Here is a 13,409-nt window from a genome sequence, read left to right on the forward strand (position 1 = left end):
CCCTCGCCCCGCCCCGCGGGCGCTAGAATGGCGGCGATGCCTGCCGCCACGCCCTCCCTGCCCGCCACCCCGTCCATTGCCTCCGGCCAGCCCCTGGCCCGGCTGGTCATGCTGCGCCGGATCGAAGTGCTGGCCCAGGGCCTGGTCCTGGTGCTGGCCGCCGGCTGGCTGCGCATTCCCCTGGAAGTCCTGCCCATGGCCGCCGCCAGCATCGGCCTGGGCCTCTTCAATCTGTATACCCAGTGGCGCCTGGGCCGCCCCCGGCCCGTGGGCGACCGGGAATATTTCTGCCAGCTCCTGCCCGACGTGCTGGTGCTGACCCTGCTGCTCTATTACGCCGGCGGCTCGGCCAATCCCTTCGTCTCCCTGTTCCTGCTGCCCCTCACCATCGCCGCCGCCACCCTGCCCGGGCGCTACATCTGGGCCATGGCCGGCATCACCCTGGGGGCCTACACCTTCCTCATGTTCTTCAACCTGCCGCTGCCGCCGCCCCAGGGCGACCTGGCCCGGCTGGACGAAATCCTGGCCCGGGCCAGCGGCGTCGCCCCGGAACACGCCGGCCACGGCGGCGGCTTTGCCCTGCACGTGCTGGGCATGTGGTTCAACTTTCTGGTGAGCGCCCTCATCGTTGCCTTCTTCCTTTCCCGCCTGGCCGCCACCCTGCGGGAGCGGGAACGGGAGCTGGGCGAGGCCCGCCAGCGGGAACAGGAGCGGGCCCTGCGCCACGAGCAGATCCTGGCCCTGGGCACCCTGGCCGCCGGCGCCGCCCACAAGTTGGGCACGCCCCTGTCCACCATGGCCGTGGTGCTGCGGGAACTGGAGCTTGAACACGGCCAGACCCCGGCCCTGGGAGAAGACCTGGCCCTGCTGCGGCAACAGGTGGACCTGTGCAAGCGCACCCTGACCCAGGTCCTGGCCTCCGCCGGCGCCGCCCGGGAAGGGCAGGAAGCCGCCCCCGCCCGGCCCCTCGGCCAGTGGCTCAATGAGCTGCTCGATGGCTGGCGCGTGCTGCGGCCCCGGGTGCGGGTGGACTACCAGTCGGCAGATGGCGACGCCGAGCCTCTGGTGCAGGCGGAGCCGAGCCTGGAGCAGGCCCTCATCAACATCCTGGACAACGCCGCCGACGCCTCCCCCGAAGGGGTCGAAGTGCGCAGCCGCTGCCAGGGCGAGGACTGCATCATCGAATTCCTCGACCGGGGCCCGGGCCTGGACCCGGCCCTGGCGCCGCGCCTGGGCCAGGCCTTCGTCAGCACCAAGGACGACCCGACCCAGGCCGGCGGCAGCGGCATCGGCCTGTTCCTCACCCGGGCCACCCTGGAACGCTTCGGAGGCCGCCTCGAACTGTGCAACCGGCCGGCCCCGGAAGGCTCCGGCGCCTGCTGCCGCATCACCCTTCCCCTCGCCGCACTGAACCGCCACAGGCCATGAACGACACCCTTCCCGCCAGCACCGACGCCCTCGACGGCCCGGACAACGACTGCCCCACCCTGCTCCTGGTGGACGACGACGAAGTCTTCCGCCGGGTCCTCACCCGGGCCCTGGAACGCCGCGGCTACCTGGTGACGCCGGCGGACAGCGCCGAGAGCGCCTACGCCCTGGCCAGCGCCAACCCGCCCGAATATGCGGTGGTGGACCTGAAGATGCCCGGCGACTCGGGCCTGGTGCTGATCGAAAAACTGGCCGCCCTGGAGGCGGGCACCCGCATCGTCATGCTCACCGGCTACGCCAGCATCGCCACGGCGGTGGAGGCCATCAAGCTGGGCGCCACCCACTACCTGGCCAAGCCGGCGGACGCCGACGAGATCGTCGCCGCCCTGCAGCGCACCGCCGGCGACGCCACCACCCCGGTGGCCGACTCGCCCCTGTCGGTGGACCGGCTCGAATGGGAGCACATCCAGAAGGTGCTGGCGGAACACGGCGGCAACGTCTCCGCCACCGCCCGGGCCCTGAAAATGCACCGCCGCACCCTGCAGCGCAAATTGGGCAAGCGTCCGGTAAGGGAATAGGGGCCGCCCCCAGGCCATCACCAGGGGCACGCCCCCTCCGAGAGGCAGAAAGGACGCCACTCTTCGGGATGCCATCCCGGAGATGCAAGCAGCACGGGCATTCCAGGCCAGGCATCCACAGCCGTCCATTCCCGACGGGACACTAGCCCCAGCTGTCGGTGGGACGGCCGGCACCACGGCAGGATGGGCATAGACCCGGGAGCGCGCTAGACTGCGGCCGGCGGCTGGTACCGCTTGCCTGGCGCCAGCCAGCATCCCCGAGCCGCGTTCTACCCCAACCCTTTCAGCCTCTCCACGCCCCATGGTCGACGACACCCCCCTGCCCTACATTCCCGGACTCAGCCGCGACGGTCGCCTGCGGCTGGACAAATGGCTGTGGGCCGCCCGCTTCTTCAAGACCCGGGCCCTGGCCCAGGACGCGGCGGAGGGCAACAAGGTCAAGCTCAACGGCCAGACGGTGAAGGCCTCCCGGGAGGTCAAGGCCGGCGACCGCCTCGACATCGGGACAGGCCAGGAACGCTGGGAAGTGACGGTGCTGGCGGTCAACGGCCAGCGGCGGCCGGCGCCGGAAGCCCGGCTGCTGTATGAGGAAAGTGCGGAATCCGTGGCGCGCCGCGCCACCGAACAGGAACAACGGGCCCTGGCCCCCTCCCCCGGCCAGGACAGCCGGGGCCGCCCGACCAAGCGGGACCGGCGTCGCCTGGACCGCTTCGCCGGCTAATCCGGACGGCCGATGCTGATGGCCGCCGTCGGGCAGGGCGCCAGGCAGGCGCCGCAGCCGGTGCAGCGGTCTTCCAGCAATACCGGCAGGGCCGGGCCGCCGGCCCGGGCGGGAAAGCGCAGGGCGCCCTCGGGACAGAAATCGCCGCAGCTGCGGCACTCCACCTGCTGCCGGGCAAGACAGGCGTCGCCGGCGGCGGCCTTGTAGGGCCAGGGTTGCCGGTCATCCTCCCGGCGCAGGGCCCGGGGCCGGCAGGCGCTGGCGCACTGGCCGCAGAAGGTGCATTCCCCCTGGCGGAAATCCACCACCGGCGGCTGGCCGGGGGCCAGCGCCATCAGGATGCCGGTGGGACAGACCCGGATGCAGTCGCCGCAGCCGGTGCATTGCTGCAGGAAGGCCGCCTCGTCCACGGCCCAGGGCGGCCGCAGGGGCGCCGCCGGGGCGCTGCGGCCGCGGAAAAAACCGCGCCGGGACAGGTTGGCAGGGGGATGGCTCAAGACGGCGTGCTCCGCGGCAGTAGCAAAGAAAAAGGCGGGGCAACTGCCCCGCCCCAATTGGCCGCAAAGCCAACTCGCGAAGATTTGCGGCCCGAGAGATCGTTACTGCTTGGCGGCGGTCACGTCGGCCTTGGCGCCGACGCCCAGGCTGTAGCCGAAGGAAACGTGGTGGAAGCGGCCGCCGGCGTGGTCGTCGTGGATGGCGAAGCCGAAGGGCACGGTCTTGCCTTCGGCCAGGGCCACGTCGCCTTCGCCGCCGGTGAGCTTGCGGGTGAAGGTGACGGTCCAGGTGTCGCCCTTCTTCTCGCCCTTGGCATCCACCAGGGCCTTGCCGCCTTCCATGACGCGCTTGTCGGCGATGTAGCCGTCCACCGGCTTGGCGCCCTTGCCGCTCTTCCACTGGATCAGATCGTAGTAGACGCCGCCGGCCACATTGCCGTCCTTGACGTACTTGGTCTTCTTGTCGTCGGCGCCGGGCATGGTGCGGGCGTCGGTGTGGCAGCTCTGCCAGCAGCCGACCTGGTCGGCCAGGGGCACCTTGTCGCCGGCCAGCAGCACGGTCAGCTTGACCTCGTTGTCCTTGTCCAGCTTCTCGCCGCCGCTGGCGGGCTGCTTCCAGGAGAAGCGGAAGTACACGTTGTCCTTGTCGTAGGCGGCCTGGACGTTGACCGGAATGGAGCCGGCCTTGCCCTTGGGCGGGGTCGGTTCCAGCTTCTCGCCGGAGACCACCTTCTTGCCGATGTCGGCGATTTCCTCTTCGTGGCAGCCGGTGCAGGCCTCGCCCTTGCGGATGCCCTTGGCGCCGCTGTGGTCGGTGCCCTTGGTGATCCACTCGATGCCGGAGGTGCCCGGGTAGAACACGGTGATCTTCTTGGCGGGGACCTTGGACCAGTCGGGAGCGGCGAAAGCGGCCTGGCTGCCCAGGGCCAGCATGAGGCCGACGGCGGAGGCGATGGCGGTTTGCTTGAACATGGTGTAACTCTCCATTCTTGATTTGGGCTCGGGGAGCCGGCTGCTTGGTTCAGGGGCGGGGCCTTGCTGCGCCCCGCCGGTTACGGCCTGCCGTGGGATTCGACGCAGATTACTCGTCGTCGTCCTCGGGCATGTTCTGGGGTTTGTGGTGGGCAATACCCTTGTGGCAGTCGATGCAGGTCTTGTTGTCCTTCTGGGCCAGCTCGTGCATCTTCTTGGCGCGGGGCTTCTGCTTGTCCGTGTTCATGCCGTCGAAGCTGTGGCAGTTGCGGCACTCGCGGGAATCGCTCTTCTTCATCCGCTCCCACTCGTGGGTCGCCAGTTCCAGGCGCTTGGCCTCGAACTTTTCCTTGGTGTCGATGGTGCCGGTGAGCTTGCCCCAGACTTCCTGGCTGGCCTGGATCTTCCGCTTCATCTTGTGCACCCAGTCCTTCGGCACATGGCAGTCGGAGCAGACGGCACGCACGCCGGTGCGGTTGGAGTAGTGGATGGTCTGCTTGTATTCCTGGTACACGTTGTCCCGCATCTCGTGGCAGGAGATGCAGAACTCCAGGGTGTTGGTGGCTTCCATGGCGGTGTTGAAGCCGCCCCAGAAAATGATGCCGCTGACGAAGCCGACGGTGATCAGCGCAAACAAGGAATACTTGGCGCTGGGCTTCTTGAGGGTGGCCCAAAGGCCGGTTTTCTGATTCTCGGACATGATGCGCTTTCTCTCCCTGAGGCCGGCAGCAGGGCTGAAATGCCCGAACCGGACTTCTCTCTATCGTGGGAAGCAGTCTAGCCGAGGCGAAAAGCCCGGATATTTGATGCGGGTTAATTCCGCGCAAAAACGCGGAACGGCCCGTGCGGGCCGTCCGTGACGCTGCCTAAACACTGGAAAATCAAGGATTTCACAAGGACCTGCCACCCCAGGCAGGATGGACGCGCCTCTCCGGCATGGGGCGCCGGAAAGTGGCGCCCCGCCTGCCTTGCAGGCCTGCCGCCTACTTGCGGGCGGCCTTTTTCCCCGGCTGGGCCTCGGCCTTTTCCCGTAGGCGGGCCAGGGCTTCCTTGAGGGAGGTCTCCTCTTCCGAGCCCGGTTCCACCATGGGCAGCAGCCGTTCCCAGTAGCCGATGGCGGCCTTGTAGTCCTCCCGCTCGCCGGCGGCGACGCCGGCCAGGATCAGGGCCTGGGGCTCTTCCGGATTGAGCTTGAGGGCCTGGTTGATGAGCTGGGTCGGCTTGCCGGCGAAACGGCCTTCGCTGAGGCTGGCCAGGGTTTCGGCGTAGTCGGTGAGCAGGGCGGCATTTTCCTGCAGCAGCTTGCCGCCCTTGGCATAGGCGTCGGCGGCCTCCTGCAGGCGGCCCAGAGTCTTGTAGGAGCGGGCCAGCATGATCCAGCCCTTTTCGTCGTCCGGATTGTCCTTCATGCGGGCGGCCAGCTTGCCCACCATGTCGTTGATCTGCTCCGCCGTCACCTGGGGCTGGGCCTGCAGGTTGCGCGGGTCCAGGGCCTTGGGGTTGCCCAGCAGGGTGTAGCCCAGCAGGGCGGCGGCGGGCAGCAGCAGGGCCAGGACGATGGCGGTGGGGCGGCTCGGCCCCTGGCGCGGTGCGACCGCCTCGGCGGCCACGTCCACCTCTTCCAGCAGGCGGCGCTGCAGTTCTTCCCGAGCCTGCTGATAGTCGGCTTCGCCCAGGGTGCCGGCGGCCTTTTCCTTTTCCAGCTCGGCTTCCTGGTCGCGGAACACGGCCAGGTTGGCCTGACGGCGGTCGGCCCGGCTCACCGCCCGGCCCCTGAGCAGGGGCGGCAGCAGGAGCAGGACGACGAGGGCCACCAGGACGGCGGCGGCGATGGCAAAGGCGGTCATTGGACGGAATCTTTCTTGTCGGAGGCGGCGGCTTCCTGCAGCAGGGTTTCGGCGCGGCGGCGCTCGGCCTCGGAAAGGCCGCCGCCGGCAGCGGCCGTGGCGGCCACGTTACGCCGGCGCAGGTAGCGCACCAGGGCCACCAGGCCGACCACCAGGATCAGCAGGGGCCCGAACCACAGCAGGGCGGTGTTGTTCTGCACCGGCGGCCGGTAGAGGACGAAGTCGCCGTAGCGGGCCACCATGAAGTCGAGGATTTCCCGGTCGCTCTTGCCCTGCTGGATCATGCCGCGGATTTCCCGGCGCAGGTCCAGGGCCAGGTCGGCGTTGGAATCGGCAATGGTCTGGTTCTGGCAGACCAGGCAGCGCAGCTCGGCGGAAATTTCCATGAGACGCTTTTCCGCCACCGGGTCGGCGGCCAGGTCGGCCGCTTCCTTGGCCTGCAGGGAGGCGAAGGGGGCCAGGGCCGCCAGGGCCAGGCAGGCGGCCAGGCACAGTCGCTTGAAGGGGCTCATTTGTTCAGCTCCGCCACCAGGGGCAGGATTTTCTTTTCCAGCACCTCGGGGGTGATGGGGCCGATGTGCTTGAAGCGGATGACGCCGGCCTTGTCGATCAGGTAGGTCTCGGGAGCGCCATAGACGCCATAGTCGATGGCGACGCGGCCGTCCAGGTCCATGATCACCGTCTGGTAGGGATTGCCCTTGGCCGCCAGCAGCTTGCTGGAACGCTGGATGGCCAGGGCCATTTCCTTCTCCGGGGTGTCGGGCTTGCTGTCCAGGGCGCCGTCGCCGCGCACTTCCTTCCAGTTGAAGCCGACGATGGGCAGATAGTTGCGCTTGGACATTTCCACCAGCACCGGATGCTCCTGCACGCAGGAGGGACACCAGGTGGCCCAGACGTTGAGCAGCCACACCTGGCCCTTCATCTCCTCGGGGGAGAAGGTCTTGGCCGGGTTGTCCAGGCGCGGCAGGGCGAAGGCCGGGGCCGGCTTGCCCACCAGGGGCGAGGGCACTTCCCGGGGATTGAGGTTGAGGCCGATGGCCAGCAGCACCACCAGGACGATGAAACCGATGAGGGGCCAGAGGAACTTGTTCATGGTCGTATCAGGCTCGTTCAGGCCGCAGCGGAAGAGGCGGCGGCGGTTGGCGTGGCGGCCCGGGCCTTGACCCGGTAGCGGCGGTCGGCGATGGCGATGAGGCCGCCCAGGGACATCAGCAGGCAGCCGCCCCAGATCCAGTCCACGAAGGGCTTGTAGTAGACCCGCACGGCCCAGGCGCCTTCCGGCTGGCTCTTGTTGATGGGCTCACCCAGGGAGACGTACACGTCCCGGGTCAGGCCGGCGTCGATGGCGGCTTCGGTCATGGGCATGGCGGAGGAGGCGTAGTTGCGCTTTTCCGGATGCAGCACCTTGTCCAGCTTGCCGTCCTTGAGCAGCTCCACCTCGCCGCGCAGGGCCAGGTAGTTGGGACCTTCCACCTGATGCACGCCGATGAAGCGGAATTCGTAGCCCACCAGATGGACGCTGTCGCCCGGCTCCATCTTCACGTCCTTCTCCACCTCGTAGTTCTTCACCAGGGTGACGCCGACGACGAACACGGCGACGCCGATGTGGGCCAGGTGCATGCCCCAGAAGCTGCGGGGCTGCTTGAAGACGGCGGCAGCGAAGGAGAGGTCGCCCCGGGTGGCGCGCACCCGCTGCAGGAAGTTGAGCACCGCGGTGAGGGTGATCCAGGCGGCCACCAGGATGCCGACGGCCACGGCGGTATGCCAGGTACCGTAGATGAAGGGCACGGCCACGCCCACCAGCACGGCGGCGGCGAAGGCCCAGCGCAACAGGCGGGCGATCTCGGCCAGGCTGGCTTCCTTCCAGCGGGCGAAGGGGGCCACGCCCATGAGGAACAGCACCGGCACCATCAGGGGGGCGAAGACGGTGTTGAAGTAGGGCGGGCCGACGGAAATCTTGCCGGCGTTGAGGGCGTCGATCAGCAGCGGGTAGAGGGTGCCGAGGAAGACGGTGCCGCAGCCCACCACCAGCAGGACATTGTTGGTGAGCAGGAAGGATTCCCGGGACACCAGGCTGAAGCGCCCGCCCAGGCCCACCTTGGGAGCGCGCCAGGCGAACAGCACCAGGCTGGAGCCGATCACCACCACCAGGAAGGCGAGGATGAAGATGCCCCGGGTCGGGTCGGTGGCGAAGGCGTGCACCGAGGTCAGCACGCCGGAACGGACCAGGAAGGTACCGAGCAGGGACAGGGAGAAGGCGCCGATGGCCAGCATCACCGTCCAGTTCTTGAAGCTGCCGCGCTTCTCGGTCACCGCCAGGGAGTGGATCAGGGCGGTGCCCACCAGCCAGGGCATGAAGGAGGCGTTTTCCACCGGGTCCCAGAACCACCAGCCGCCCCAGCCCAGCTCGTAATAGGCCCACCAGGAGCCGAGGGCGATGCCCAGGGTGAGGAAGATCCAGGCGGAGGTGGTCCACGGCCGGGACCAGCGGGCCCAGGCGGCGTCCAGCTGGCCGGAAAGGAGGGCGGCGACGGCGAAGGCGTAGGCCACGGAGAAGCCGACGTAGCCCATGTAGAGCATGGGCGGGTGGAAGACCAGGCCCGGGTCCTGCAGCAGGGGATTCAGGTCGCGGCCTTCCTGGGCTGCCGGCAGCAGGCGCTCGAAGGGGTTGGAGGTGACCAGGATGAAGAGCAGGAAGCCGGCCGCCACCAGACCGAGGACGCCCAGCACCCGGGCCACCATGGGCTCCGGCAGCTGGCGCGACAGGGCCGCCACGGCGAAGGTCCACAGGGACAGCATCAGGGCCCACAGCAGCAGGGAGCCTTCGTGGCCGCCCCATACGGCGGAGAACTTGTACAGGGTGGGCAGCAGGGTGTTGGAATGCTGGGCCACATAGACGACGGAGAAGTCGCTCTGCACGAAGGCCCAGGTCAGGCAGCCGAAGGCGAAGGCCACCAGCAGGGCCTGGGCCATGGCCGCCGGACGGGCGACGAGGACCCAGGGGGTACGGCCCTGATGGGCGCCCACCAGGGGCAGCACGCCCTGCACCAGGGCGACGCAGAAGGCCAGGATGAGGGCGAAGTGCCCGAGTTCGGGGATCATGGGGTCGCTCTCAATACTTCAGGGTTTTGGCCGCAGCCTTTTCGGCTGCCTCGACGGCCGCCTTCTTCTCGCCGGCTTCTGCCGCGGCCTTGTTCTCGCCGGCCTTGGCATGGGCGTCGGCAACGGCCTTCTGGGCTTCCGGCGGCATGTAGTTCTCGTCGTGCTTGGCCAGCACCTCGGTGGCGACGAAGAGGCCGGCATCATCCAGCTTGCCCTGGGCCACGACGCCCTTACCTTCCTTGAACAGGTCCGGCAGGATGCCCTTGTACTGCACCGGCAGGGTCTGGTCGGTGTCGGTCACGGCAAAGCGGACGCTGACGCCGTCGGCCAGGCGCTCGACGCTGCCTTCCTTGACCAGGCCGCCGATGCGGAAGGTCTTGCCCTTGGGTGCCTCACCGGCCAGGACCTGGGTGGGGGAGAAGAAGAACACCAGGTTGCTGTTGAAGGCGTTCAGCACCAGGGCCGTGCCGATGCCGAGAACCGCCAGACCGGCGACGATGAGGGCGATGCGCTTGTGACGGGCTTTCAACTTTCTTCACTCCTTTGGGCCAGATTCTCGGCAGTGATCTGCCGCTTCAGGCGGGACAACAGGTTCTTACGACGCCGGGCGACGATGATCGGTTCCACCGCCATGATGAGGGCGGTGACACCGAAGGAACCCCAGACGTAAAAGGCGTAACCGCCCATGGCGAAAAACTCGGAGGCGCTGTTCCAGTGCATCTCAGGACTCCTTGCCGGCCAGCAGCTGGCGCACCCATTCGGTGTGCCGCTCCCGCTCCAGCATGATGTTGCGGGCCCGCCCCAGGGCCACGGCGATGGAATACATCCAGAAGCACAGGGCCACCAGCAGCATGGCCCAGAGCATGGTGGCGGCCATGGAGGGGGACTTGGTGAGGGAGACGGAAGCGCCCTGGTGCAGGGTGTTCCACCACTTCACGGAGAAATAGATGATGGGGATGTTCACCACCCCCACCAGGGCCAGCACGGCGCCGGCCTTGTCGGCCCGGCGCGGGTCGTCGATGGCGGACTGCAGGGCGATGAAGCCGATGTAGAGGAAGAGCAGGATCAGCTCGGAGGTCAGCCGCGCATCCCACACCCACCAGGTGCCCCACATGGGCTTGCCCCAGAGGGCGCCGGTCCACAGGGAGAGGAAGGCCATCAGCGCCCCGGTGGGAGCCAGGGCGGTGGCCATCATGCCCGACAGGCGGGTGTTGAAGGCCAGGCCCAGGGCGGCCCAGAAGGCCATCACCAGGTAGATGAACATGCTCATCCAGGAGGCGGGCACGTGGATGAAGATGATGCGGTAGCCCTCGCCCTGCTGGAAGTCCGTGGGGGCCACGAACATGCCCAGGTAGAGGCCGGCCACGCCGAAGACGACGGAGAGGGCGACGAACCAGGGGATCATCTTGCCCGCCAGGGGGTAGAAGGTCGCCGGGGAGGCGAACTTGAACCAGTTGATCAGTCGATTGTTCATTCGAGAGATATCTTCAAGGCCGCCGCGGTCGCCCACGGCGCGAAAAACAGGCTGCCGGCCAGCAAGGCGCCGAGCAGGGACAGATGGGCTTCGAAGCCCAGGCCGGAAACGGCCGCATCGACGGCGCCGGCACCGAAAATCAGCACCGGAATATACAGGGGCAGCACCAGCAGGGAAACCAGCACGCCGCCGCCCCGCAGGCCCAGGGTCAGGGCGGCGCCGATGGCGCCGATGGCCGAGAGGGAGGGGGTGCCCACCAGCAGGGCCAGGGTCAGCACCAGGAGGCCGTCGGCGGACAGGTCGAACTGTAGGCCGAGAACCGGCGCCAGCAAAGTCAGGGGCAGCCCGGAGGTGAGCCAGTGGGCGGCCATCTTGCCGAGCACGGTGACCGGCAGGGGCTGGGGCGCCAGCACCAGCTGTTCCAGGGTGCCGTCCCGGTAGTCGTCGCCGAAGAGGCGCGGCAGGGTCAGCATGGTGGCCAGCAGGGCCGCCACCCACAGCACGCCGGGGGCCATCTTGCGCAGCATGTCCATCTCGGGGCCGACCCCCAGGGGAAAGAGGCTGACGACGATGATGAAGAAAAACAGGGCGGAAACCAGATCGGCCTGGCGGCGCAGGGCCAGCTTCAGGTCCCGGGCGATGACGGCGAAGAGCAGGTCGAGCATCAGGCCCCCAGCCGGTATTCGCGGAGGTTGCCGGCGGGAATGGTCACCGCCTGGTGCGTGGTCATCACTGCCAGGCCGCCCCGCTGCAGGTGGGCGCCGATGAGGCCGGCCACCATGTCCACGGCGGCCACGTCGAGGGCCACGAAGGGCTCGTCCAGCACCCACAGGGCACGGCGCTCGTGGATCAGGCGGGCCAGGGCGACGCGGCGCTTCTGGCCCTGGGACAGGTATTTGGCCTGCAGGTCTTCCCGCCCGGCCAGGCCGACGGCGTAAAGGGCCTCCAGGGCCTGCTCCTCGGAGAGGGGCTCGCCGGCCAGACGGGCCGAGGCCAGCAGGTTCTCCAGGGGCGTCAGTTCTTCCTTGATGGCGTTGTGGTGGCCCATGTAGCAAAGCTCGGCCCGGTAATCCTCGGCCAGCTTGCGGATCGGCTCGCCGCGCCAGGTGATCTCGCCCGCCACGGGCTGGGCCAGGCCCACCAGCATGCGCAGCAGGCTGGTCTTGCCGGCGCCGTTTTTGCCCTGCAGGTTGAGCAATTCGCCGCCTTCCAGGCGAAAGCTCACCCCGGCGAACAGGCGACGGTCACCGCGTACGCATTCCAGTTGGGAGGCTTCCAGCATTGATGAGGGCGTCCAGGCAATCTGGGCGGGATTATGGAGGCGAGAGTGTAGCGGCTCTTTGATGGGAAACAAAACCGGTGCAAATTATTCCCGGCAGCCCGGATTATGGGCTATCCGGCACCTGTTCCCAATAGCCGGAAGCATTTAGGTGCAGAAAAAAACGGGGGCCACGGCCCCCGTTCCAAGTCGAGAGGCGCTGCTTACTTCTTGCCGAAGGGCTGGGGACGCGGGGTGGCGTCGGCAGACGGCGGCAGGATCGGCAGCTTGAAGCTGGGCTGGTCGCCGGTCAGGGTCTTCAGGAAGGCCACGATCTTGGCGTTTTCCTCATCCGTGAACTTCTTGCCCAGCTGGATGCGGCCCATGGTGTCCACCGCTTCCTTCAGGGTGTTGGCGGCGCCGTCGTGGAAGTAGGGGTAGGTCATTTCCACGTTGCGCAGGGTCGGCACCTTGAAGTTGAAGCGGTCCGCATCCTTGCCGGTCACGGCGACCCGGCCTTCGGCGGCGCTGGAAGCCTTGTACGGTTCCACCACGCCCATCTTCTGGAAGGAGTTGCCGCCCACGGCCGGACCGTTGTGGCAGGCGACGCAGCCGCTGTCCTTGAACAGCTTGTAGCCTTCCAGCTCGTTCTTGCTCAGGGCCTTCTGGTCGCCCTTCAGCCACTTGTCGAAGCGGGAATTGGGGGTCACCAGGGTTTCCTCGAAGGCGGCGATGGCCTTGGTGATGCCGTCGATATCCACCTTGTCGGAGCCGAAGGCCTTCTTGAACTCGGCCACGTAGCCGGGAATGGACTTCACCACGTCCACCGCCAGGGTGTGGTTGGAGGCCATTTCACCCGGGTTGGCGATGGGGCCGCCGGCCTGGGCCTTGAGGTCGGCCGCACGGCCGTCCCAGAACTGGGCCACGTTGAGGCTGGAATTGAGCACGGTGGGCGCGTTGATGGGACCTTCGTTCCAGTTGTGGCCGATGGAGGTCTTGATGTTGTCCGTACCGCCCATGGACAGGTTGTGGCAGGAATTGCAGGAAATGAAGCCGGACATGGACAGCCGGGGGTCGAAATACAGCTTCTTGCCCAGTTCCACCAGGGCCGGGTTGGCCACCTTGGCGGGCTTGATCGGCTGGATGGGCTCATTGCCGGCGGCTTGCGCCAGGCCGGCAAGGCCCAGGGTGGCCGCCAGGACGATGGCGGTCGGCGTGATCTTGAGTTGGAACATGTGTCACTCCCTTCGGGTTATGGAAATATTGTGCCGCCATTGTCCATCCCACGAGTAGGGTCTTGTTGACGTAAGTCAATGTTTTTCAATGGTTTTTGGCTATACATCCTATAGCTTTCGCCTATGCACCCTTACGGCGGCGGTCCCCGGACAACATCCGCCGCCGGCCTTCAACGCCTGTATTGGCCGGGGATTCCGGAGCAATCGGCGGCCCCGCCGCCGTCCCCCGGGAAGCCGGCCCTCATCGCCACACCGGACGGGCCGTACGGCCCTCGCCCGCCCCTATCTCCCGCCCCC

The 13,409-nt window shown here is 67.7% G+C and carries 16 protein-coding genes; 3 read left to right on the forward strand and 13 right to left on the reverse strand.

The window, feature by feature from the left end; all coding sequences use genetic code 11:
- Positions 1-27: 27 nt before the first annotated feature.
- From AC1RTA_RS15445 to AC1RTA_RS15455, 3 genes are all read left to right on the forward strand, one after another.
- Positions 28-1,428, forward strand: coding sequence for an ATP-binding protein (locus AC1RTA_RS15445; RefSeq protein WP_014236284.1), 1,401 nt, complete (start codon positions 28-30; stop codon positions 1,426-1,428).
- Positions 1,425-2,006 carry a response regulator transcription factor gene (locus AC1RTA_RS15450; protein WP_014236283.1) on the forward strand — a complete coding sequence of 194 codons (582 nt, stop codon included), beginning with the start codon at positions 1,425-1,427 and terminating at the stop codon, positions 2,004-2,006. Before AC1RTA_RS15445 ends, AC1RTA_RS15450 begins: the two co-directional genes overlap by 4 nt.
- A gap of 301 nt (positions 2,007-2,307) precedes the next feature.
- A complete protein-coding gene (locus AC1RTA_RS15455; protein WP_130459413.1) occupies positions 2,308-2,727 on the forward strand; it encodes an RNA-binding S4 domain-containing protein in 420 nt (139 codons plus the stop codon).
- On the opposite strand, the gene napF is transcribed toward AC1RTA_RS15455, so the two are convergent.
- From napF to AC1RTA_RS15520, 13 genes are all read right to left on the reverse strand, one after another.
- Positions 2,724-3,224, reverse strand: a complete 501-nt coding sequence (gene napF / locus AC1RTA_RS15460) for a ferredoxin-type protein NapF (RefSeq protein WP_492785236.1) — start codon at positions 3,222-3,224, stop codon at positions 2,724-2,726. The genes AC1RTA_RS15455 and napF overlap by 4 nt on opposite strands.
- Before the next feature lie 102 nt (positions 3,225-3,326).
- Complete coding sequence (locus AC1RTA_RS15465) at positions 3,327-4,196, reverse strand: ethylbenzene dehydrogenase-related protein (protein WP_205230176.1); 870 nt, start codon at positions 4,194-4,196, stop codon at positions 3,327-3,329.
- A 109-nt stretch (positions 4,197-4,305) separates the two neighbouring features.
- On the reverse strand, positions 4,306-4,896 hold the full coding sequence (locus tag AC1RTA_RS15470; RefSeq protein WP_014236279.1) for a NapC/NirT family cytochrome c: 591 nt from the start codon (positions 4,894-4,896) through the stop codon (positions 4,306-4,308).
- 283 nt (positions 4,897-5,179) lie between these two features.
- Positions 5,180-6,043, reverse strand: coding sequence for a c-type cytochrome biogenesis protein CcmI (gene ccmI / locus AC1RTA_RS15475; protein ID WP_014236278.1), 864 nt, complete (start codon positions 6,041-6,043; stop codon positions 5,180-5,182).
- Entirely contained in the window at positions 6,040-6,555 is a 516-nt protein-coding gene (locus AC1RTA_RS15480) for a cytochrome c-type biogenesis protein (protein ID WP_492785237.1), read from the reverse strand. The genes ccmI and AC1RTA_RS15480 overlap by 4 nt, the downstream gene beginning before the upstream one ends.
- Entirely contained in the window at positions 6,552-7,136 is a 585-nt protein-coding gene (locus tag AC1RTA_RS15485; protein ID WP_492785238.1) for a DsbE family thiol:disulfide interchange protein, read from the reverse strand. Before AC1RTA_RS15485 ends, AC1RTA_RS15480 begins: the two co-directional genes overlap by 4 nt.
- Positions 7,137-7,153: 17 nt before the next feature.
- On the reverse strand, positions 7,154-9,145 hold the full coding sequence (locus AC1RTA_RS15490) for a heme lyase CcmF/NrfE family subunit (protein WP_130459418.1): 1,992 nt from the start codon (positions 9,143-9,145) through the stop codon (positions 7,154-7,156).
- Between the two features lie 10 nt (positions 9,146-9,155).
- Positions 9,156-9,674: a cytochrome c maturation protein CcmE gene (gene ccmE, locus AC1RTA_RS15495; protein WP_014236274.1), complete on the reverse strand. Its 519-nt coding sequence runs from the start codon at positions 9,672-9,674 to the stop codon at positions 9,156-9,158.
- Entirely contained in the window at positions 9,671-9,865 is a 195-nt protein-coding gene (gene ccmD, locus AC1RTA_RS15500; protein ID WP_014236273.1) for a heme exporter protein CcmD, read from the reverse strand. The genes ccmE and ccmD overlap by 4 nt, the downstream gene beginning before the upstream one ends.
- Position 9,866: 1 nt before the next feature.
- The gene (gene ccmC / locus AC1RTA_RS15505; protein ID WP_014236272.1) at positions 9,867-10,619 is read right to left on the reverse strand and encodes a heme ABC transporter permease CcmC; all 753 of its coding nucleotides are present in this window, start codon (positions 10,617-10,619) and stop codon (positions 9,867-9,869) included.
- Complete coding sequence (ccmB, locus tag AC1RTA_RS15510) at positions 10,616-11,284, reverse strand: heme exporter protein CcmB (protein WP_014236271.1); 669 nt, start codon at positions 11,282-11,284, stop codon at positions 10,616-10,618. The genes ccmC and ccmB overlap by 4 nt, the downstream gene beginning before the upstream one ends.
- Positions 11,284-11,901 carry a cytochrome c biogenesis heme-transporting ATPase CcmA gene (gene ccmA / locus AC1RTA_RS15515; protein WP_130459420.1) on the reverse strand — a complete coding sequence of 206 codons (618 nt, stop codon included), beginning with the start codon at positions 11,899-11,901 and terminating at the stop codon, positions 11,284-11,286. Before ccmA ends, ccmB begins: the two co-directional genes overlap by 1 nt.
- A 200-nt stretch (positions 11,902-12,101) precedes the next feature.
- Positions 12,102-13,112, reverse strand: coding sequence for a cytochrome-c peroxidase (locus AC1RTA_RS15520; protein ID WP_014236269.1), 1,011 nt, complete (start codon positions 13,110-13,112; stop codon positions 12,102-12,104).
- Between the last annotated feature and the right edge of the window lie 297 nt (positions 13,113-13,409).

It is taken from the genome of Azospira sp. MPR-E4 (assembly GCF_058809645.1).